Raw genomic sequence first — 20,931 nt, forward strand, 5'->3', positions numbered from 1 at the left:
GGCCGCTCGATGAATCCATCCCGCCTCTTCATTCTCCGGCCGGTCGGCACCGCCCTCCTGATGGCGGCGATCATGCTGGCCGGTCTCGTCGCACTACGTTTCCTGCCGCTCGCCGCGCTGCCCGAGGTCGACTATCCGACCATCCAGGTCCAGACCTTCTACCCGGGCGCGAGCCCGGAGGTGATGACCTCGTCGGTCACCGCGCCGCTCGAACGGCAGTTCGGGCAGATGCCGTCGCTGAACCAGATGTCGTCGCAAAGCTCGGCCGGCGCGTCGGTGATCACGCTGCAGTTCTCGCTCGACCTGCCGCTCGATATCGCCGAACAGGAAGTGCAGGCCGCGATCAACGCGGCCGGCAACCTGCTGCCGTCCGACCTCCCTGCCCCACCGATCTACGCGAAGGTCAACCCGGCCGACGCGCCGGTGATCACGCTCGCCGTCACGTCGAAGACGCTGCCGCTCACGCAGGTACAGGATCTGGCGGACACGCGCCTCGCGATGAAGATCTCGCAGATCGCCGGCGTCGGCCTTGTCAGCCTGTCGGGCGGCAACCGCCCGGCTGTGCGCATCCAGGCGAACCCGACCGCGCTCGCGCAGTACGGGATGAACCTCGATGATCTCCGCACGACGATCTCGAACCTGAACGTGAACACGCCGAAGGGCAACTTCGACGGCCCGACGCGCGCGTACACGATCAACGCGAACGACCAGCTCACGAGCGCCGACCAGTACAACAGCGCCGTGGTCGCCTACAAGAACGGCCGCCCGGTGATGCTCACCGACGTCGCGACGGTCGTCGCCGGCTCGGAGAACACCAAGCTCGGCGCGTGGGTGAATTCGGAGCCCGCGATCATCCTGAACGTGCAGCGCCAGCCGGGCGCGAACGTGATCCAGACGGTCGACGCGATCAAGGCGCAGTTGCCGAAGCTGCAGGAAACGCTGCCGGCCGCGCTCGACGTGCAGATCGTCACCGACCGCACGACGATGATCCGCGCGGCCGTGCGCGACGTGCAGTTCGAGCTGCTGCTCGCGGTCGGGCTCGTCGTGCTCGTGATGTACCTGTTCCTCGCGAACATCTACGCCACCATCATCCCGAGCCTGTCGGTGCCGCTGTCGCTGATCGGCACGCTCGCGGTGATGTACATGGCCGGCTTCTCGCTGAACAACCTGTCGCTGATGGCGCTCACCATCGCGACCGGCTTCGTCGTCGACGATGCGATCGTGATGATCGAGAACATCGCGCGCTACGTCGAGGAAGGCGAATCGGGGCTCGAGGCCGCGCTGAAGGGCTCGAAGCAGATCGGCTTCACGATCATCTCGCTGACGGTGTCGCTGATCGCGGTGCTGATCCCGCTGCTGTTCATGGGCGACGTGGTCGGGCGCCTGTTCCATGAGTTCGCGATCACGCTCGCGGTGACGATCGTGATCTCCGCGATCGTGTCGCTCACGCTCGTGCCGATGATGTGCGCGAAGCTGCTGCGCCATTCGCCGCCGCCCGAGAGCCACCGCTTCGAGGCGCGCGTGCACCGCGCGATCGACTGGGTGATCGCGCGCTACGGGGTCGCGCTCGAATGGGTGCTGAACCGCCAGGGCTCGACGCTCGTGGTCGCCGTGCTGACGCTCGTGCTGACCGGGCTGCTGTACGTGTACGTGCCGAAGGGCTTCTTCCCCGCGCAGGATACGGGCGTGATCCAGGCGATCACGCAGGCGCCGCAGTCGATCTCGTACGGCGCGATGGCCGAACGCCAGCAGGCGCTCGCGGCCGAGATCCTGAAGGATCCGAACGTCGACAGCCTCACGTCGTTCATCGGCGTCGACGGCAGCAACATCACGCTGAACAGCGGCCGGATGCTGATCAACCTGAAGGCGCGTGACGAACGCTCCGAAACCGCTGCGCAGATCATCCGCGACCTGCAGCACCGCGTCGCGAACATCACGGGCATCTCGCTGTTCATGCAGTCGGTGCAGGATCTGACGATCGACTCGACCGTCAGCCCGACGCAGTACCAGTTCATGCTGACGAGCCCGAACCCGGACGAATTCGCGACCTGGGTGCCGAAGCTCGTCGCGCGGCTGCAGCAGGAGCCGTCGCTCGCCGACGTCGCGACCGACCTGCAGAGCAACGGCCAGTCCGTCTACATCGAGATCGACCGCGCGAGCGCCGCGCGCTTCGGCGTCACGCCGGCAACCGTCGACAACGCGCTGTACGACGCGTTCGGCCAGCGCATCGTGTCGACGATCTTCACGCAGTCGAACCAGTACCGCGTGATTCTCGAGTCCGAACCGAAGGAGCAGCACTACGCGCAATCGCTGAACGACATCTACCTGCCATCGGCCGGCGGCGGCCAGGTGCCGCTGTCGTCGATCGCGGCGTTCCACGAGCGGCCGTCGCCGCTGCTCGTCGCGCACCTGTCGCAGTTCCCGTCGACGACGATCTCGTTCAACCTCGCGGCCGGCGCGTCGCTCGGCGAGGCCGTCAAGGCGATCGATGCCGCCGAGAAGGACATCGCCCTGCCCCCGTCGTTCCAGACGCGCTTCCAGGGTGCGGCGCTCGCGTTCCAGGCATCGCTGTCGAACCAGCTGTTCCTGATCCTCGCGGCGGTCATCACGATGTACATCGTGCTCGGCGTGCTGTACGAGAGCTACATCCACCCGATCACGATCCTGTCGACGCTGCCGTCGGCCGGTGTCGGCGCGCTGCTCGCGCTGATGATCACCGGGCACGATCTCGACATCATCGGGATCATCGGCATCGTGCTGCTGATCGGTATCGTGAAGAAGAACGCGATCATGATGATCGACTTCGCGCTCGAAGCCGAACGCGTCGAAGGCAAGCCGCCGCGCGAGGCGATCTACCAGGCGTGCCTGCTGCGCTTCCGGCCGATCCTGATGACGACGCTCGCCGCGCTGCTCGGCGCGGTGCCGCTGATCGTCGGCTCCGGCGCGGGCTCCGAGCTGCGCCAGCCGCTCGGGATCGCGATCGCCGGCGGCCTGATCGTGTCGCAGGTGCTGACGCTGTTCACGACACCCGTGATCTACCTCGGCTTCGACTCGCTCGCGCGCCGCGTGCGCGGCTGGTTCGAACGCCACGGCCCCGATGCCGGCAAGCGCACGGATGCGTAAATGAAACGACCCCCACGCTCACTTCGTTCGCGTGGGGGGGCGCAGCCCCCCCATCTCCCGAAAACGCATCCGTCGGAACACGCGGCGGCCCAGCGAGTGCCGACATGAACCTGTCGCGCCCCTTCATCACCCGCCCCGTCGCGACGACGCTGCTCGCGATCGGCGTCGCGCTCGCGGGCCTGTTCGCGTTCATCAAGCTGCCGGTGTCGCCGCTGCCGCAGGTCGACTTCCCGACCATCTCGGTGCAGGCGTCGCTGCCGGGCGCAAGCCCCGAGACCGTCGCGACCAGCGTGACGAGCCCGCTCGAACGGCACCTCGGCTCGATCGCCGACGTCTCCGAGATGACGTCGACGAGCACCGTCGGCAATGCGCGGATCATCCTGCAGTTCGGCCTGAACCGCGACATCGACGGCGCCGCGCGCGACGTGCAGGCCGCGATCAACGCGGCGCGCGCCGACCTGCCCGCCGCGCTGAAGAGCAACCCGACCTACCGCAAGGTCAACCCGGCCGACTCGCCGATCATGATCGTGTCGCTGACGTCGGAAACCTCGTCGCCCGCGAAACTGTACGACGCCGCGTCGACGGTGCTGCAGCAGTCGCTGTCGCAGATCGACGGGATCGGCCAGGTCTCGGTAAGCGGGTCCGCGAACCCGGCCGTGCGCGTCGAGCTCGAACCGCAGGCGCTGTTCCACTACGGGATCGGCCTCGAGGACGTGCGCGCGGCGCTCGCGTCCGCGAACGCCAACGCGCCGAAGGGCGCGATCGAATTCGGCCCGCAGCGCTACCAGCTCTATACGAACGACCAGGCTTCCGAGGCGTCGCAATACCGCGACCTCGTGGTCGCCTACCGCAACGGCGCGGCCGTGCGCCTGTCCGACCTGTCCGACGTCGTCGATTCGGTCGAGGACCTGCGCAACCTCGGTTTGTCGAACGGCAAGCGCGCGGTGCTCGTGATCCTCTACCGCTCGCCCGGCGCGAACATCATCGAGACGATCGACCGCGTGCGCGCGGCGCTGCCGCAACTCACCGCGTCGCTGCCGGCCGACATCACGGTCACGCCCGTGCTCGACCGCTCGACGACGATCCGCGCGTCGCTGAAGGACACCGAGCACACGCTGCTGATCGCGATCAGCCTCGTCGTGATGGTCGTGTTCCTGTTCCTGCGCAACTGGCGCGCGACGCTGATCCCGAGCGTCGCGGTGCCGATCTCGATCATCGGCACGTTCGGCGCGATGTACCTGCTCGGCTTCTCGATCGACAACCTGTCGCTGATGGCGCTGATCGTCGCGACCGGCTTCGTCGTCGACGATGCGATCGTCGTGCTCGAGAACATCTCGCGGCACATCGAGAACGGCAAGTCACGGATGCAGGCCGCGTTCGACGGCGCGCGCGAAGTCGGCTTCACCGTGTTGTCGATGAGCATCTCGCTCGTCGCGGTGTTCCTGCCGATCCTGCTGATGGGCGGCATCGTCGGGCGCCTGTTCCGCGAGTTCGCGCTGACGCTGTCGCTCGCGATCGCCGTGTCGCTCGCGGTGTCGCTCACCGTCACGCCGATGATGTGCGCACGCCTGCTGGCCGAATCGCACGACCCGCAAACCGAAGGCCGCTTCGCGCGCTTCCTCGAGCGCTGCTTCGCGCGCATGCAGCGCGGCTACGAGCGCTCGCTGTCGTGGGCGCTGCGCCGGCCGCTGCTGATCCTGATGACCCTGTTCGCCACGATCGGGCTGAATGTCTACCTGTACATCGTCGTGCCGAAGGGCTTCTTCCCGCAGCAGGACACCGGGCTGATGATCGGCGGCATCCAGGCCGACCAGTCGACGTCGTTCCAGGCGATGAAGCTGAAGTTCTCCGAGATGATGCGGATCGTGCAGAGCAACCCGAACGTGAAGAGCGTCGCGGGTTTCACCGGCGGCACGCAGACCAACTCCGGCTTCATGTTCGTCACGCTGAAGGATCGCACCGAGCGCAAGCTGACGGCCGACCAGGTGATCCAGCAGCTGCGCCCGCCGCTGTCGGACGTCGCGGGCGCGCGCACGTTCCTGCAGGCCGCGCAGGACATCCGCGTCGGCGGCCGGCAGAGCAACGCGCAGTACCAGTTCACGCTGCTCGGCGATTCGAGCGCCGACCTGTACAAGTGGGGGCCGATCCTGACCGAGGCGCTGCAGAAGCGCCCCGAGCTGACCGACGTGAACTCCGACCAGCAGCAAGGCGGCCTCGAGGCGATGGTGACGATCGACCGCGCGACGGCCGCGCGGTTCGGCATCAAGCCCGCGCAGATCGACAACACGCTGTACGACGCGTTCGGCCAGCGCCAGGTCTCGACGATCTACAACCCGCTGAACCAGTACCACGTCGTGATGGAAGTCGCGCCGAAATACTGGCAGAGCCCCGAGATGCTGAACCAGGTGTGGGTCAGCACGTCGGGCGGCAGCGCGAACGGCTCGCAGACCACCAACGCGGCGGCCGGCACCTACGTCGCGACGTCGGCCGGCACGTCGAGCGCCGGCACGGCCACGCAGAGCGCTGCGGCGATCGCGTCCGATTCCGCGCGCAACCAGGCGCTGAACGCGATCGCGGCCAGCGGCAAGTCGAGCGCGTCGTCGGGCGCATCGGTGTCGACGTCGAAATCGACGATGATCCCGCTGTCGGCGATTGCCACGTTCGGGCCGAGCACGACGCCGCTGTCGGTCAACCACCAGGGCCTGTTCGTCGCGACGACGATCTCGTTCAACCTGCCGCCGGGCGTGTCGCTGTCGCAGGCGACCCAGGTGATCTACCAGACGATGGCGCAGCTCGGCGTCCCGCCGACGATCGTCGGCAGCTTCCAGGGCACCGCGCAGGCGTTCCAGCAGTCGCTGGACAACCAGCCGATCCTGATCCTCGCCGCGCTGCTGGCCGTGTATATCGTGCTCGGGATCCTGTACGAGAGCTACATCCACCCGATCACGATCCTGTCGACGCTGCCGTCGGCCGGTGTCGGTGCGCTGCTCGCGCTGCTGCTGTTCAAGACCGAGTTCAGCATCATCGCGCTGATCGGCGTGATCCTGCTGATCGGCATCGTGAAGAAGAACGCGATCATGATGGTCGACTTCGCGATCGACCAGACGCGCAACAACCAGAAGTCGTCGTTCGACGCGATCCACGAGGCGTGCCTGCTGCGCTTCCGCCCGATCATGATGACGACGATGGCCGCGCTGCTCGGTGCGCTGCCGCTCGCGTTCGGCAGCGGCGACGGCGCCGAGCTGCGCGCGCCGCTCGGGATCGCGATCGCCGGCGGCCTGATCGTGTCGCAGGTGCTGACGCTCTATACGACGCCGGTCGTTTATCTGTACATGGACCGGCTGCGCGTGCGGGCGGAGAAGCGCCGCAACCGCCGCGGGAATTCCGGCGGGCCGGCGGTCGCCGGGGAGTGATGGCGCGGCGTCGAACGCCGGGCCGGGGCAGCGCGAACGGGGTGGGTTGTTCCGCCCCGCGTGCCGGCCGGCACCGCCGCGAAGCCCTGGGCAAACGGCGGCAAGCCTGCGATGCTCCGCGCGCCGTGGCGCCGACCCTGCGGCGCGCATCGCCGCAAACGCGCGATCAGCCTCGCTCCGCGAGCCCGGCCAGCGCGCACGACAACTGCCGCGTCGCGTCGTCGATCATCCCGAGCACCTGTTGCCGTCGCGCGTCGTCCGGGTCGCCGAGCGCGACGCCGATCGCAAGCGGCCCCGCCGCATCGACCGGCATCGCGACGATGCCGGTCCCCTGCTGCGGCACCGCATGCCCGCCGAGCCGCCAGACCTCATGCGCACCGACGCGCGCAACGTCTCCCGCTTCAGCGGGTCGCCCGACGAAGCGCGCGCCAATGCGCGCGACGAGGCACCCGGACGCATCAGGCACCGCCTGCGCGAGAACGACGGCCTCCGCGCCGTCGCGCCGAAGCAGTTGCGCGGCCAAACCGCTACGCTCGCATAGCGCCCGCAACACGGGCCGAGCGTGCACGACTTCCGCCCGGGCACCGACATAAGCCGCGGCGACGCGCGCGACCGCGGTTCCCGGCCGATAGCGACCACGCACGTCGACCACGAGAAAATCCTGCCGAACGAGCGTTTTCAGCAACCGTGCAACCGAATTGCGCGGTGCGCCCAGCCGCACCGCGAGTTCGGCGCAGGTCGCGGGCGGCTGCCCGGCCGCCAGCATCTCGAGAATCGCCAGCCCACGTTCAAGCGCCGGCACCCGATAGCGCGGCGCGCCGTCATCCATGCCGTGCAAGGTCATACAGATCCTGCGCATTGCGTGCATACCGGCGCGGGGCCATGCCCGACCAGCGGTGAAACGCCCGCGCGAATGCTTTCTCGGACGTATAGCCGACCCGCTCGGCGATCTCGATCAGCCGACGCTTGCCCTGCGCAAGATCGCCGCTCGCGAGATACATCCGGTACGCGGTCAGGTGGACGATCGGCGTTTCCCCGACCAGTTCGGCGAAACGCGCGCAAAAGCGCGAGCGCGACATGCCGGCCTCGGCCGCGAGGCTCGCCAGATGCCAGTCGCGGCACGGGTCGCGATGCATCAGCGCCATCGCCCGGCCGATCTGCGGATCGGTCAGGCCGCGCAGCCAGCCCGTGTGATTGGCCGACGACTGCAGATGCGCACGCAGCAGTTGCACGAACAGCACGTCCGCGAGACGGGTCGCGGCGACCGCCCAGCCGGGCTGGCACGCCATCGATTCCTCGATGAAGCTCTGCAGCGTGCTCGCGAGCCACGGCGCGACGGCCGCGTCGTTCGCGCGCACGTGGATCAGCGGCGGCAGCACGGAGAACAGCGGGCTGCGCACGATGTCGCGATATACGACGATGCCGGTGTAGAGCTCGCTCGTCGCGCCGCCGCCGCCCGCGACGAATTCGAGCGGCGTATCGAAGCGCGGGCGAATCCCCTTGTCGGCCATCAACATATCGAACGGCACGGGCGGCTCGTCGAGCGACGACGCCATCACGTGCTCGTCGCCGTGCGGCAGCAGCACGAAGTCGCCCGGCTCGATGTGCACGGGTGCCACGCCGTCGATCGACAGGAAGAACGGATTGCCCGCGCAAGTGCGAAACGGCGCGCCCGCGACGGCCGGCTTGCGGATCGCCCACGGCGCGCTCAACGTGAAGCGTCCCGTCACGACCGCGTCGGCCCGCAGGTCCGTGAGTACGTCGCTGAGAAGATCGGTCGCCATCGTCGATGTCTCCGTGGTGCGCGGCGCCGCGTCAGAAGCGCTGCTGGATGCCGGCCATCACGCCGACCTGGTTCTGCCCCGCGCCGACGGTGCCGCCCGCCGCGACCGACGACGTGCCGAGCGCGCTGTTCGTCATGTAGCCGACCGACGTGTACAACATCGTGCGCTTGGAAAGCAGGTAATTCGCGCGCGCCACGAACAGGTTCGAATCGTAGTGGCCGCGCAGCAGGTAGCGCAGCGCCTGTGCGTCGAATGATAGCGCCGGCGTCGCGGCGTACGTGCCGCCGGCGAAGAAGATGTCGGACTGGGCGTGGCTCGCGGCCGCCGTGTTGCGGCGAATCCATCCCGCGCCGAGCTTCGCGGCGCCGAACTTCACGTATGCGTCGACGATGGTGCGCGTATCCGTGTACCCGGGGCTCGACAGCGGCACCGACGCGCCGGTGCCGCCATGCATGACGTCGTAGGACGCGGCTGCCCCGAACTGCGCTGCGTCGTACGCGACCATCATCGTGTATTGCCGGCATGCGACGGGGTCGCCCGGCACGTTGCCCGCGCAGTTCGTCGCCGACGGGCCGGCCGGGCCCGCGCCGTCGCGGCCCGTGCTGTAGGTACCGCCGACCGTCACCCCGCCGAAGTGGCCGAGATAACCGAGCGCGTTGTCGCTGCGCGCGTTCGGCAGGTAGCTGTCGAAGCTCGCCATCGAATGGATCGACGGACCGATTACGTCCGCGTTGAGCAGCACGAGCATCGACATGTTCATCTGCCGCCCGAGCGTGACAGCCCCGTACGGGGAATCGATGCCGACGTTCGCCTGCCGGCCGAACATCCGGCCGCCGTAGTTCAGCGCTCCGGAATTCATCGCGAAACCGCTCTCGAGCACGAAGAACGCGCGATAGCCGCCGCCGAGATCCTCGACGCCGCGCAGGCCGAAGCGCGACGGTACCTCGCCCGTCAGCGACGGCATGCCGGCGACCGATCCGCCACCTGCCGCATGGTTGTAGTACTGCACGCCGGTGTCGACGATGCCGTACAGCGTCACGCTGCTTTGCGCATACGCGTGCGGCGCCGCGACGGCGGCCGCCGCGAACGAAACGGCCGTGGCGGCCGTGCGGAACTGTTTCATGGAAGTCTCCAGACCTATCGTGTAGTTATGCTTGATATCGATCGGCAGCCCGTTTCCTGACAACCCCGGACTGCCGTGCTGCCCGGTTCGCGCCGGCCCTGCATGCGCCGGCGCAAACCGTCGTTACGGCGTATGCGCGCCGGCCAGGATCCAGTCGGCGAGCAACCTCGCGTCGCCGGCGTCGATGCGGTTCGGCGGCATCGGCACCGCGCCCCATGCGCCGGCACTGCCGTTGCGGATGTGCAATGCAAGCTTGTCGGCCGCGCCGGGGTCGTTCGCGTAGCGCGCCGCGACCTCGCGATAGGCGGGGCCGACCAGCTTGCGGTCGATCGCGTGGCAGCCCAGGCACGCACGGCGCTCGGCAAGTTGCCGGGCGAGCGTGCCGTCGGCCGGAGGCGCCGCGACGGCCGCTGTCGCGAGGATCGTCGCGCACGAAGCGATGACGGAGACGGCCCGTAATTGAGCTCGAAACATGGTGATGACCGGATGAGTGGAGAAACGGGCCGCTCAGGACGCGAGCGGAACAGAAAACGGCATCGAACGCGGGCGCTCGCCCGTCGCGCGCCAGATCGCGTCGGCAACCGCAGGCGCGACCGGCGGCAGCGCAACCTCGCCGCAGCCCTGCGGTTCGCGGTCGCTGTCGACGATCACGACCTCGACCTTCGGTATGTCGGCCAGGCCCAGCAGCGGGTAGTCGGCAAAATTCCCCTGCACGACCGCACCGTGCTCGAACGTGATTTCGCTGCGGAACGTGTTGGTCAGCGCGAACCCGATCCCGCCTTCGACCATCTCGCGGATCAGCAGCGGATTGATCGGGCGGCCGCAGTCGATGCCGCACACGATCCGCTCGAGCCTCACCTTGCCGCCCGTCACGCGCACGTCCGCGATCGTCGCGACGTAGGTGCTGAACGCGCCGCCGCGCCCGGTGTACAGCGAATACGCGACACCGCGCGACACGCCCGCCGGCGCGCGACCGAACCAGTTCGCGCGCGCGGCCGTCGCATCGAGCACGCGTAGCGCGAGCGGGTCGTGCCTGAGCAGCGCGCGCCGGTATTGCACCGGGTCGGCCTGCGCGGTGTGCGCGAGTTCGTTCACGAAGCTTTCGAGGAAGAACACGCTCGACGTGCTGCCGACGCTGCGCATGAAGCTGACCGGGATCGGCTGCATCACCGTGACCGAATCGACGAGCAGGTTCGGCACGTCGTAGCAGAGGTCGTAGAGACCGTCGAGCATCGTCTCGTCCCAGCCGCCGGCCTTCTCGTACATGTCGCGCTTGATCGACGCATATAGCGAATGCCCGGCGACGCGCGCATGCAGCGCGACCGGCAGCCCGTCGCTGCCGAGCACCGCGCGCAGGCGCGCGGACGCGCACGGCCGATAGAAGCCGTGCCGGATATCGTCCTCGCGCGAACGGATCACCTTCACCGGACGGCCAACCGCCTTCGACGCAACGGCCGCGTGCACGACGAAGTCGGGCACGTACTTGCGGCCGAAGCTGCCGCCGAGAAACGTCGTATTGACGACGACCCGGTCCACCGGCACGCCGAACAGCGACGACAGCGCCCAGCGCACCTTGTCCTGCCCCTGGACCGGCCCCCACACTTCGATGTCGTTCGCCCGCACGTGCACGGTCGCGTTCACCGGCTCCATCGTCGCGTGGACGATGTACGGCGTGTGGTAATCCGCTTCGACGACCGTGCCAGCCTCGGCAAGACGGCGTTCGGGCTCGCCGATCGTCGTCGCGACGACCGCGTGCGCGGCCTGCAGCGCGCCCTTGCACTGCGCAAGGATCGTCGCGCTGTCGAATGCCGCCGTCGGGCCCGCATCCCACGCGACGTCGGCCGCGTCACAAGCCTTCTTCGCCTGCCAGTAGCTCTGCGCGACGACGATCACCGCATCCTTCGCGAGCACGACGTCGACGACACCCGGCATCGCGCGCACCGCGTCGCGGTTCTTCACCGCCACGGGCTTGCCGTTCAGCGTCGGCGCCATCGTCAGTGCGCCGACCAGCATGTCGGGCACCTGCACGTCGATGCCGTAGATCGCGCTGCCGTCGACCTTGGCCGGCACGTCGAGCTTGTGCAGCGCCTTGCCGATCAGCGTATGCGCGGAGGCGGGCTTCAGGCGAGGATTCGGTTCGGGCGGGAGCTTCGCCGCGTCGTCGACGAGCGCGCCGTACGACAGCGAACGGCCGCTCTGCAGGTGGATCACGCGGCCGTCGCGCGTCATGCATTGCGTCGCACGCACGCCGAGCCGCGCAGCGCCCGCCTTCAGGAACGCCGTGCGCGCCTGCGCGCCCGCGATTCGCAGCCGCGTGTAGAACATCGTCACCGACATCGACGCGCCGACGAACTGCTGCGGCGGCTCGTTCGCCGCGTGGATCCGGTACGCGTCGCGCCCGGTGACGAACTCGACCGTCACGCTGCGCCAGTCTGCATCCATCTCGTCGGCCAGCACCTGCGGCAACCCGGTGTACACGCCCTGCCCGACCTCCGCCTGCGACAGGCCGATGATCGTTCTGCCGTCGGCATCGACGCGCACCCAGTCGTTGATCTCGCGAAAGCGTGCGCCGTCGCCGGCCGCCTGCACGACGTCGCTGATAGACAGCGGCAGCAACAGGCTGCCCGCCAGCGCCGCGCCGCTCTTCAGGAACATCCGCCGCGACGCGTTCGGCACGCGCGCCGCTCGCACCGCGTCAGCCCGCCGCGACATGGATCGCCTCGCGGATGCGTTGATAGGTCGCGCAGCGACACAGGTTCGTGACGGCCTGGTCGATCTGCGCGTCGGTCGGCTTGCGGTGCTGCGCGAGCAGCGCCGCGGCGGCCATCACCATGCCCGACTGGCAGTAGCCGCACTGCGGTACGTCCTTTTCGATCCACGCGCGCTGCACCGGGTGCGAGCGATCGTGCGACAGCCCCTCGATCGTCGTGATCGACCGGCCCGCGACACTCGCGACCGGCAGCACGCACGAACGCGTTGCCTCGCCGTCCAGGTGCACGGTACAGGCACCGCACGCGCCGATCCCGCAGCCGAATTTGGTCCCGGTCAGTTTCGCCGCGTCGCGAATGACCCACAGAAGCGGCGTGTCGAGATCGCCGTCGAAATCGAATGGCTGCCCGTTCAGCGTGAAGCGCATCGTCTACCTCCCTTGTTCCGCATCGCCTGTTTGCCACCCGGTGGGTGACGGCGATGGATTGAGGGAGATTCTTCGCGGCGCAAAAAGCCACGCCAATGACCTTGGTTCCAGAAAAAGGCACCGATCGTCCAGATCGTTTCCGCTGACGATTCGGGGCGAAAGCCGTGCGAGCAAGGGCGGGCGGTGCGGAGGAATGGCCGGCACCGCGGGAACGATGCGGCCACGCTGCCGACGGCATCGGCCGCCGAACGGCGTTGCGCGCGATCCCGCCTTGACCGCGCGCGGCGATCGACTATCGTGTGTCCATACCTATCGCCGTGCCCTTCACGGGGACACACCATGAACGTCCAGCTCAACCATACGATCATCTGGTGCCGCGACAAGCACGCGTCGAGCCGCTTCCTCACCGAATTGCTGGAATTGCCGCCGCCGACGCCGTTCGGCGCGATGCTGGTCGTCCCGCTCGACAACGGCGTGTCGCTCGATTTCTACGAAACGGCGGGGGAGATCACGTCGCAGCACTACGCGTTCCTGACCGACGAAGCCGGCTTCGATCGCGTGATCGCGCGCATTCGCGAGCGCGGACTGCCGCACTGGGCCGATCCGGCCAAGCGGCAACCCGATGACATCTACCGCCACAACGGCGGCCGCGGCGTGTATTTCGACGATCCGGACGGCCACTTCCTCGAAGTGATGACCCGGCCGTACGTGCTGAACGGCTAGTTCGTCAGGCCGGCCGGCGTTGCACCGGCCGGTATGGCGCAGCGCGGGTGCCGACCTGTTGCGGACGACACCCGGCCGGCCGCCGTTACTCGGTAGTTGCCGCCGTCTTGCGCGGACGACGCGCGCGCGGCGCCGCCTTGCGGGCCGGCTTCTTCGGCTTCGCGTCGGCGGGCGCGTCGACCGCCGCTTCAGCAACCGACTCGACAGCCGATTCAACCGGCGCGGCGTCATGCGACGGCCGGGCGGCCGCCGGCTCGGCGTGCGTCACCGCAGCGTGCCGCTCGTCGCGCTGCTCGGCGTCGCGATGCGTGTCGTTGGCATGCTTGCCGTGCGCGTGCTTCCCTTCACCGTGCTTCGCCCCGCCCTGCGTGGCGTCGTCCGGCTTTCCCGCTGCTTGACGGCCGGCGCTCTTCGCGGCGGCACCCTTCTTCGCACCGGCCTTCTTGGCCGCGCTCTTGCGTGCGCGCTTGCGGCCATCCTTCGCGTCGCCGTGCGCATCGGCCGCTTCGGTGGCGTCGGTCGTTTCAACCGGCGCGAGCACCGCTGCATCGGCGAGTTCGGCGACGGCCACCTCCTCCGCCTCCGCCTCGACCTGCACGCTTTCATGCACGACCGCTTCCGCCCGCTGCCCGCGACGTCGCGACTGGCGCTCGGCCCGCGCCGGCTCGCGCGTGCCGTGGTGCGCGGCTGAGCCGCCGTCACCGGCCGTTGCAGCATGATCCGCGGCCGCCTGCTGGCGTGCCCGCGACACGAACGCGCCCGACTTGTCGTCGCGCCCCACCTCGAGCAGGCCACGCGCCTGCGCTTCGTCGAGCAGGTTGCCGAACGCGCGGAACCCGTAATACGACTCGTTGAAATCCGGCTTGCGGCGCTTGATCGCGCTCTTGAGCACCGACGCCCAGATCTTGCCAACGTCGTCGCGCTCCGACGCGAGCGCATCGAACGTCTCGACCGCCAGCGCGATCGCCTCGGCCTTGCGTGCGTCCATCTCGTGCTTGCGCGACGGTTCGTCGGGCCGCTTCACCGGGCTGTTGCCCGTGCGCTGCTGTTCGCGCTTCGCGAGCGCGCGCTGCTGCTCACGCACCAGATCGTCGTAGAAGATGAATTCGTCGCAGTTCGCGACCAGCAGATCCGACGTCGACTTCTTCACGCCGACCCCGATCACCTTCTTCGCGTTCTCGCGCAGCTTCGACACGAGCGGCGAGAAATCCGAGTCGCCGCTGATGATCACGAACGTATCGACGTGCGACTTCGTGTAGCAGAGGTCGAGCGCGTCCACGACGAGCCGGATGTCGGCCGAGTTCTTGCCCGACTGGCGCACGTGCGGAATCTCGATCAGCTCGAAGCTCGCCTCGTGCATCGACGCCTTGAAGCCCTTGTAGCGATCCCAGTCGCAATAGGCCTTCTTCACGACGATGCTGCCCTTCAGCAGCAAGCGCTCCAGCACGGGCTGGATGTCGAATTTCTCGTACTTCGCGTCGCGCACGCCGAGCGCGACGTTCTCGAAGTCGCAGAACACGGCCATGCTGACGTTGTCCAGGGGTAATGCCATGTGTACTCCAACCGGTTGGCCGACGCGTTGTATGACGTAGCGGCGAAAAAAGCATCGCGCACATGATAGCCGGTCGGCGCGTCATTCCCGAATCCGTGTGAATGAATGACGGCGTGAACGGCCGTCGCAACAATATGCCGGCGCCGGGACGCCCGCGCCGGTGCGCCCGAGCCGGTGCGCCCCTTAATACGCACCCGCCGCCGGGGCAAATCGACATTACACTTGAGTTATTGGTCGTCCGTCCCTATCTGGAAGGATGACGCATCGAGCAAGGAGCGGTTTCATGACGACGAAGCTACTGCTGATTGGCGCGACCGGCCGAACGGGCCAGGCCTGCGCGGATCTGCTGCTCAAGCAGCCGGAGTTCGAGGTCACGGCGCTGGTGCGCCGGCACGGCTATGCGCTGGCCGGCGCACGGGTCGTCGAGGCCGACCTGACGAACGATTTCTCGCACGCATTCCAGGGCATCACGCACGTGATCTACGCGGCCGGCTCGGCCGAATCGGACGGCGCGGCCGAGGAAGAGCAGATCGACCGCGACGCGGTCGCCCGCGCGGCCGACTACGCGCTGGCCTACAACGCGCAGAAGCTGGTGGTAATCAGCTCGCTGTCCGCGTACCGGCCCGAACTCGGCCCGGACGCGCTGCATCACTATTCGCAGATGAAGCGCGAAGGCGACGACCGTGTGATCGCGTCGGGTGTCGACTACGTGATCCTGCGCCCGGGCCCGCTCGCGGACGGGCCGGGTGTCGGCAAGATCGCACTGACCGACGCGTGGCTCGACCCCGCGCCGCCGGTGTCGCGGCAGGACGTGGCATGGGCCGCGATCGAGGCGATCAAGCTCGGCATCTCGCGCAAGACCATCGGCTTCGTCGGCGGCAGCGTGCCGATCGAGCAGGCCTTGCGCGCGTAGCGGCCCGCCACGCGCTGCCGGGCGGCGGCGCCGGCCGGGCCGGCAGCGCCGGGCTTACTGCTTCGGATGCGCGTCGGTCCACGCCTTCACGGCGGCCAGCGTGTTCTCGACGTGCTTGTCGGGCGACATGCTCGTGTATTCGTAGAGAATCTTCCCTTCTGGTGAAATCACGTACGACACGCGGTTCGCGCGGTCGATCGCCGGCAGCTTCGCGTCGTATTCACGGATGATCTTCGCGTCCGGGTCGGCCGCGACCGGGAACTTGCTCCGGCACTCGCTCACCGAAAACTTCGTCAGCGTGTCGATATTGTCTGCCGATACGCCGATCACCGTCGCGCCGTAAGCCTTGTAACGGTCGACGGCATCCGCGAACGCATGCGCCTCGATCGTGCAGCCCTTCGTGAACGCGGCCGGGTAGAAATACAGCACCACCGGCCCCTGCTTCAGCGCGTCCGCGAGCGAGTACGTGTAAGTCTTGCCGCCCAGCGACGCCTGCGTCGTGAAATCGGGCGCCGCGGCACCCGGCTTCAGTTCCGCCTGCGCCATCAGCGCATGGCCGGCCACCAGCGCCGCCACGGCGCCCAGCAACAGTTTTCGCTTCATCTGCGTCCTCATTTCTTATAAAGTCAGCCTCGATGTAGGCCACGCTGGCGTTCGCCTGTCGAACGCCCCGAGTACAATCCGGCCCGGCGGCAGCGCCATCCGCGCCCGGCCGGTTAAAGATTCCGCACAGTCTGCCGTTATTCCTTCCGGACAACCGGTTCCAGCCCTTCACGTCAGCGAGAAACATGGAAGCCAACAGGAAACAGACGTCACGCAAGGGCTCCTGGCGCAGTGCCTTGCATACGCTGCGCCGCTTCGCCTGGTCGGGCGGCGCGCTGATGCCCGCACGCGCCGGCGCGCCGCGTCGCGACGACTCCGTGCGCAACTGGCTGGAACAGACGGTCGGCACGGTGGACTTCCTCGCCCATGTGGACCGCGAGTTGCGCTTTCTGTACGTGTCCGACGCGAGCCTGCGCTTCATCGGCTACCACCGCGATTACCTGCACACGCTGACGCTGCGCGACCTGATCGCTGAACAGGATACCTCGGCACTCGAAGGCCTGCTTGCGCGCGCCTCACGTTCCGGCCAGGTCGAGAAGGCGACAATGTGCATCGTCAAGTCGCTCACCTACCCGCTGGACGTCGAGGTCCGCGCGTTCAAGAGCCGCCACCACGGGGTCGACGGCTTCGCGATCGCGGCGTTCGACGTGTCGTCGTGGCGCGCGCTCGAGGCGCGCCTGACGTACGAAATGCACCACGATCCGATGACGGGGCTCGACAACCTGTCCGCGCTCGTGCCGGCGCTGATGCGCGCGCAGCAGACCGCCGACGAGGACGGCAACTGCGCCGCGCTGCTGCTGCTCGACCTCGACGACTACCAGCGGATCAACCGCGCGCTCGGCTACGACGCGGGCGACACGCTGCTGCGCGAGACCGCGCAGCGGCTGAAGGCGCTCGTCACGCCGAACGAACGGCTCGCGCGCGTCGCGAGCGACAAGTTCGCGGTCGTGCTCGGCGCGGCGAACCGCACGCAGGCGAGCAATGCCGCCGATGCGCTCGCACGCCGGCTGCAGGCCGCGGTGCGCGAGCCCTACGTGTACCAGGGGCAGACCGTGCACCTGTCCGCGAGCATCGGCATCGCGCTTTATCCCGACGAACGTGCCGCGCCGCATCGCGCGCAGCATCACAGCCCGCTGCTGCGTCGCGCCGACCACGCGCTCGCGCAGGCGAAGGCATCGGGCGGCAACGCGCTCGCGTTCCATGCGCCCGTCGACGATCCGGCCGACGCCGAACGACTCAAGCTCGAAGCCGACCTGTACGACGGGGTGCGCAACGGCGAGTTTTCGCTCCATTTCCAGCCGATCACACGCAGCCAGTCGGGCGCGGTGGTCGGCGTCGAGGCGCTGATCCGCTGGCGCCATCCGGTGCACGGCCTCGTGCCGCCGGCAACCTTCATTCCACTCGCCGAATCGACCGGCCTGATCAACTACCTCGGCAACTGGGTGCTCAAGGCCGCGTGCATGCAGCTCGTCGCGTGGGACCGCCAGGGGCTCGCGCTTCAGTACGTGGCGGTCAACGTGTCGCCGCAGCAGTTCCGCGACCCGCGCTTCACGCAAAGCGTGCGCGAGGCGATCGCGCTGACGGGCATCGACCCGCGCCGCATCGTGCTCGAAATCACCGAAAGCCTGCTGATGCACGATCCCGCGCATGCGAAGGGGCTGCTCGAGGAGCTGACCGATCTCGGCATCCGCTTCGCGATCGACGATTTCGGCACCGGCTATTCGAGCCTCGCGTACCTGCAGCGCTTCCCGCTCGCGAAGCTGAAGATCGACCGCAGTTTCGTCGAGAACCTGCTGACGTCGCGCAATGACCGCGCGATCGTGTCGGCGGTGGTCGGCCTCGCGCAGACGCTCGATCTCGAGCTCGTCGCCGAAGGCGTCGAGACCGAGGCGCAGCGCGCGCTGCTGACAGAGATGGGCTGCAACCATATCCAGGGCTGGCTCGTCTGCCAGGCGCTGCCGTCCGAGGAGCTCGCACGGCGCTTCGAGGCGCACCAGCTGCACCTGCACGCCGCCGCCTGACGCGCGCGGCGAACCGGACAGATCCGTATGTCAATCACCGAACACATGCCCCGCACCGCATTGATCGACAAGCTGTGGGCCCGGATGAGCGAACGCGGCGATTTCCCGCTGCTGTCGGAATCGCTGCGCGCGACGATGGCCGCGATGAAGAACGACGACCTCGACTTCACCGCGCTCGTGCGCGTCGTCCTGTCGGACTTCGCGCTCACGCAGAAAGTGCTGCGGCTCGCGAACTCCGCGATGTACATGGCGTTCGGCGGCAACATCACGACCGTGACCCGCGCACTGATGGTGCTCGGCATGGACGCGGTCGGCCATCTGGTCGTCGGGCTGAAGCTCGTCGACCATTTCCACCACAGCACGCCGCGGCGCATCGACGCGAAGCTCGAACTGAACCGGGCGCTGCTGTCCGGCTGCGTCGCACGCAAGCTCACCGAGCGCGCCGAACTGCGCGCGGGCGAGGAAGCCGTCGTCTGCACGCTGATGCGCCAGGTCGGCAAGCTGCTCGTGGTCTGCTATCTCGACAGCGAATGGGATCGGATCCGCCGGCGCGCGGCCGAACTGAACGGCGACGAAGCGGCCGCCTGCGCCGACGTGCTCGGCGTCGGCTTCGACGAAATCGGGCTCGAGGCGGCCACGCGCTGGCGGCTGCCCGACGTGATCCGCGCGGGAATGGCCGATGACGACCACCACGCGGCCCGCGACGACGAATACGACAACGACGACCGCAACGCGGGCCATGCGGGCGAAGACGGCCCGGCCGACCGCGTCCGCTGGCTGCGCGCGGTGAGCCGCTGCTCGACCGACGTCGCGAGCGCGCTCGTGATGCCGGCCAGCCCGCAGCGCGACGCGCGCATCACGACGCTCGCGCAGCACTACGGCACCGAGCTCGACATGGAGCCCGACGCGCTCGTCGAGATCGCCGAGCGGCTCGCGCGCGAGGAAGCGAGCGACACCGTGATGCGCGAGATCGTCGAGCTGCGCGCGAACGCCGATGCAATCGCGCGCGCGCAGGCCGAGCCCGAGGCATGCCTCGAAGCCGGTCTCGCGGACCTGCGCGCGCTGCCGTCCGAGCACGTACTGACGCCGGTGCTCGCGCTCGCGTCGGAAAGCCTGCTGGCCGGCCTTGCGTTCACGCGCACCGTGATGTTCGTGCGTCACGACGACGGCACGTTCGCCGCGCGCCTCGGCTTCGGCCCCGGCGTCGATACGGCGCTCGACCGGCTGCGCTTCGACGAGCGCTTCGAGCCGGACGTGTTTCATCTCGCGATCTCGAACTCGGTCGGCATCTTCATCGAGCAGGCGCAGGAACCGAAGATGCTCAAGCGCCTGCCCGCGTGGTATCTCGACGCGTTCGACGACACGCGCGCGTTCGTGCTGCTGCCCGTGCGCGTCGGCACGACGAGCGTCGCGCTGCTGTACGGCGACTGGGCCGGCGCGCAGCCCGCGCGCAAGATCACGCAGCAGGAGATGAGCGTGCTCAACGAACTCGCGCGCGAACTGGGCCGGTTCTTTCCTGCCTGACGCGGCCGCCGTTTCCACCCTCCAAAAGCAAACCGGCCGCATAAGCGGCCGGCTGCATCGTGCGATAAAACGAAACGCTTACTTGAGCGTCACGGGCACGCTGAAGTACTTCTTCGCGAGGTTGTCGATCGTGCCGTCGGCCTTCAGGTCCTTCAGCGCCTGATCGAGCGCGGTCTTCAGCGCCGCGTCGTTCTTGCGCAGACCGAAACCGACGCCCGAGCCGAGGATCTCGGTATCGCTGACCGTGCTGCCCGCGAATGCGAAGCCCTGGCCCTGCGGCTTCGTCAGGAAGCCCTTCGAACCGGCTTCCGAATCCTGGAACGTCGCATCGAGACGGCCCGACTTCAGGTCGGCATACGCCAGATCCTGCGTCTGGTACGGCACGACTTCGACGCCTGCCGGCGCCCACTTCTTCTTCGCATACGCTTCCTGGATCGTGCCCTGCAGCACGCCGACGCGCTTGCCCTTCAGCGATTGCGGGGTCGGCAGCAGGCCGCTGCCCTGCTTCGCGATCAGCTGGTTCGGAATCGTGTAGATCGGATCGGTGAACGCGATCGCGTGCTTGCGCTGGTCGGTGATCGTCATGTCCGAGTTGATCGCGTCGAACTTGCGCGCCTGCAACGCGGGGATCAGGCCGTCGAAGTCGTTCTCGACCCACACGCACTTCGTCTTCAGCTTCGCGCACACCGCGTTGCCGATGTCGATGTCGAAGCCGGTCAGCTTGCCGTCGGGCGTCTTGAATTCGAACGGTGCATACGAGGCCTCGACGCCGAACCGGATCTCTTTCAGATCCGCGGCAAACGCGCTGCCTGCCGCCACGGCCGATGCCGCCACCACCGCATGCGCGGCCACTTTACGCCAATCCAACTTCATCAGGTGCTCTCCTCGATACTCGAATGTTCCGGAACTACGGGCGCGGACATCATTGCAGGGCCAGATGACCAGGACAATGCGGCTGCCGCGCCGTGATGCGGCGCAACAGCCGCAAGGCCGCGATTGTACCAATCCGCGCGGCC

Annotated in this window: 15 protein-coding genes; 6 read left to right on the forward strand and 9 right to left on the reverse strand. The window is 68.1% G+C overall.

Annotated elements, in window-relative coordinates; genetic code table 11:
• The first annotated feature begins 9 nt into the window (after positions 1-9).
• Both ACTRWB_RS12050 and ACTRWB_RS12055 read left to right on the forward strand, forming a co-directional pair.
• On the forward strand, positions 10-3,123 hold the full coding sequence (locus ACTRWB_RS12050; protein ID WP_446902057.1) for an MdtB/MuxB family multidrug efflux RND transporter permease subunit: 3,114 nt from the start codon (positions 10-12) through the stop codon (positions 3,121-3,123).
• A 104-nt stretch (positions 3,124-3,227) separates the two neighbouring features.
• On the forward strand, positions 3,228-6,536 hold the full coding sequence (locus tag ACTRWB_RS12055) for an efflux RND transporter permease subunit (protein ID WP_446902058.1): 3,309 nt from the start codon (positions 3,228-3,230) through the stop codon (positions 6,534-6,536).
• A gap of 166 nt (positions 6,537-6,702) precedes the next feature.
• Here ACTRWB_RS12055 and ACTRWB_RS12060 read toward each other — a convergent pair whose 3' ends face one another.
• The 6 genes from ACTRWB_RS12060 to ACTRWB_RS12085 all read right to left on the reverse strand — a co-directional run bounded on the left by ACTRWB_RS12060 (position 6,703) and on the right by ACTRWB_RS12085 (position 12,579).
• Positions 6,703-7,380 (reverse strand): helix-turn-helix domain-containing protein, encoded by a 678-nt coding sequence (locus ACTRWB_RS12060; protein ID WP_446902059.1) that lies wholly within the window; start codon positions 7,378-7,380, stop codon positions 6,703-6,705.
• Complete coding sequence (locus ACTRWB_RS12065; protein WP_446902060.1) at positions 7,358-8,320, reverse strand: AraC family transcriptional regulator; 963 nt, start codon at positions 8,318-8,320, stop codon at positions 7,358-7,360. Before ACTRWB_RS12065 ends, ACTRWB_RS12060 begins: the two co-directional genes overlap by 23 nt.
• Positions 8,321-8,351: 31 nt before the next feature.
• The gene (locus tag ACTRWB_RS12070) at positions 8,352-9,443 is read right to left on the reverse strand and encodes a porin (protein WP_446902061.1); all 1,092 of its coding nucleotides are present in this window, start codon (positions 9,441-9,443) and stop codon (positions 8,352-8,354) included.
• A gap of 123 nt (positions 9,444-9,566) precedes the next feature.
• Positions 9,567-9,917 (reverse strand): c-type cytochrome, encoded by a 351-nt coding sequence (locus ACTRWB_RS12075; protein WP_446902062.1) that lies wholly within the window; start codon positions 9,915-9,917, stop codon positions 9,567-9,569.
• A gap of 33 nt (positions 9,918-9,950) precedes the next feature.
• Entirely contained in the window at positions 9,951-12,155 is a 2,205-nt protein-coding gene (locus ACTRWB_RS12080) for a molybdopterin cofactor-binding domain-containing protein (protein ID WP_446902063.1), read from the reverse strand.
• Positions 12,139-12,579, reverse strand: coding sequence for a (2Fe-2S)-binding protein (locus tag ACTRWB_RS12085; RefSeq protein WP_446902064.1), 441 nt, complete (start codon positions 12,577-12,579; stop codon positions 12,139-12,141). The genes ACTRWB_RS12080 and ACTRWB_RS12085 overlap by 17 nt, the downstream gene beginning before the upstream one ends.
• Positions 12,580-12,918: 339 nt before the next feature.
• Here ACTRWB_RS12085 and ACTRWB_RS12090 point away from each other — a divergent pair, with 339 nt between their 5' ends.
• The gene (locus tag ACTRWB_RS12090; RefSeq protein ID WP_446902065.1) at positions 12,919-13,302 is read left to right on the forward strand and encodes a VOC family protein; all 384 of its coding nucleotides are present in this window, start codon (positions 12,919-12,921) and stop codon (positions 13,300-13,302) included.
• Positions 13,303-13,387: 85 nt separating this feature from the next.
• On the opposite strand, the gene ACTRWB_RS12095 is transcribed toward ACTRWB_RS12090, so the two are convergent.
• Entirely contained in the window at positions 13,388-14,854 is a 1,467-nt protein-coding gene (locus ACTRWB_RS12095) for an NYN domain-containing protein (RefSeq protein ID WP_446902066.1), read from the reverse strand.
• Positions 14,855-15,137: 283 nt separating this feature from the next.
• Here ACTRWB_RS12095 and ACTRWB_RS12100 point away from each other — a divergent pair, with 283 nt between their 5' ends.
• Positions 15,138-15,767 carry an SDR family oxidoreductase gene (locus ACTRWB_RS12100; protein ID WP_419686767.1) on the forward strand — a complete coding sequence of 210 codons (630 nt, stop codon included), beginning with the start codon at positions 15,138-15,140 and terminating at the stop codon, positions 15,765-15,767.
• A 54-nt stretch (positions 15,768-15,821) separates the two neighbouring features.
• Here the strand turns inward: ACTRWB_RS12100 and ACTRWB_RS12105 are convergent, their stop codons facing one another.
• Positions 15,822-16,370 (reverse strand): peroxiredoxin, encoded by a 549-nt coding sequence (locus ACTRWB_RS12105; RefSeq protein ID WP_446902067.1) that lies wholly within the window; start codon positions 16,368-16,370, stop codon positions 15,822-15,824.
• Between the two features lie 278 nt (positions 16,371-16,648).
• On the opposite strand from ACTRWB_RS12105, the gene cdpA reads away from it, so the two are divergent.
• Together cdpA and ACTRWB_RS12115 are read left to right on the forward strand one after the other, a co-directional pair.
• The gene (gene cdpA / locus ACTRWB_RS12110) at positions 16,649-18,391 is read left to right on the forward strand and encodes a cyclic di-GMP phosphodiesterase CdpA (protein ID WP_446902372.1); all 1,743 of its coding nucleotides are present in this window, start codon (positions 16,649-16,651) and stop codon (positions 18,389-18,391) included.
• A gap of 27 nt (positions 18,392-18,418) precedes the next feature.
• Positions 18,419-19,915, forward strand: a complete 1,497-nt coding sequence (locus tag ACTRWB_RS12115) for an HDOD domain-containing protein (protein WP_446902068.1) — start codon at positions 18,419-18,421, stop codon at positions 19,913-19,915.
• A gap of 78 nt (positions 19,916-19,993) precedes the next feature.
• Here ACTRWB_RS12115 and ACTRWB_RS12120 read toward each other — a convergent pair whose 3' ends face one another.
• Positions 19,994-20,788, reverse strand: coding sequence for an ABC transporter substrate-binding protein (locus tag ACTRWB_RS12120; RefSeq protein WP_446902069.1), 795 nt, complete (start codon positions 20,786-20,788; stop codon positions 19,994-19,996).
• Between the last annotated feature and the right edge of the window lie 143 nt (positions 20,789-20,931).

The sequence above is a fragment of the Burkholderia sp. YIM B11467 genome (assembly GCF_052952715.1).

Bases quoted from the DNA above. Each gene is read 5' to 3' on its own strand.
- ACTRWB_RS12100 (WP_419686767.1), top strand. From the start codon at position 15,138: ATGACGACGAAGCTACTGCTGATTGGCGCGACCGGCCGAACGGGCCAG.
- ACTRWB_RS12120 (WP_446902069.1), bottom strand. From the start codon at position 20,788: ATGAAGTTGGATTGGCGTAAAGTGGCCGCGCATGCGGTGGTGGCGGCA.
- ACTRWB_RS12095 (WP_446902066.1), bottom strand. From the start codon at position 14,854: ATGGCATTACCCCTGGACAACGTCAGCATGGCCGTGTTCTGCGACTTC.
- ACTRWB_RS12050 (WP_446902057.1), top strand. From the start codon at position 10: ATGAATCCATCCCGCCTCTTCATTCTCCGGCCGGTCGGCACCGCCCTC.
- ACTRWB_RS12060 (WP_446902059.1), bottom strand. From the start codon at position 7,380: ATGACCTTGCACGGCATGGATGACGGCGCGCCGCGCTATCGGGTGCCG.
- ACTRWB_RS12075 (WP_446902062.1), bottom strand. From the start codon at position 9,917: ATGTTTCGAGCTCAATTACGGGCCGTCTCCGTCATCGCTTCGTGCGCG.
- ACTRWB_RS12090 (WP_446902065.1), top strand. From the start codon at position 12,919: ATGAACGTCCAGCTCAACCATACGATCATCTGGTGCCGCGACAAGCAC.
- ACTRWB_RS12055 (WP_446902058.1), top strand. From the start codon at position 3,228: ATGAACCTGTCGCGCCCCTTCATCACCCGCCCCGTCGCGACGACGCTG.
- ACTRWB_RS12105 (WP_446902067.1), bottom strand. From the start codon at position 16,370: ATGAAGCGAAAACTGTTGCTGGGCGCCGTGGCGGCGCTGGTGGCCGGC.
- ACTRWB_RS12115 (WP_446902068.1), top strand. From the start codon at position 18,419: ATGTCAATCACCGAACACATGCCCCGCACCGCATTGATCGACAAGCTG.
- ACTRWB_RS12065 (WP_446902060.1), bottom strand. From the start codon at position 8,320: ATGGCGACCGATCTTCTCAGCGACGTACTCACGGACCTGCGGGCCGAC.
- ACTRWB_RS12080 (WP_446902063.1), bottom strand. From the start codon at position 12,155: ATGTCGCGGCGGGCTGACGCGGTGCGAGCGGCGCGCGTGCCGAACGCG.
- ACTRWB_RS12085 (WP_446902064.1), bottom strand. From the start codon at position 12,579: ATGCGCTTCACGCTGAACGGGCAGCCATTCGATTTCGACGGCGATCTC.
- ACTRWB_RS12070 (WP_446902061.1), bottom strand. From the start codon at position 9,443: ATGAAACAGTTCCGCACGGCCGCCACGGCCGTTTCGTTCGCGGCGGCC.
- cdpA (WP_446902372.1), top strand. From the start codon at position 16,649: ATGCCCGCACGCGCCGGCGCGCCGCGTCGCGACGACTCCGTGCGCAAC.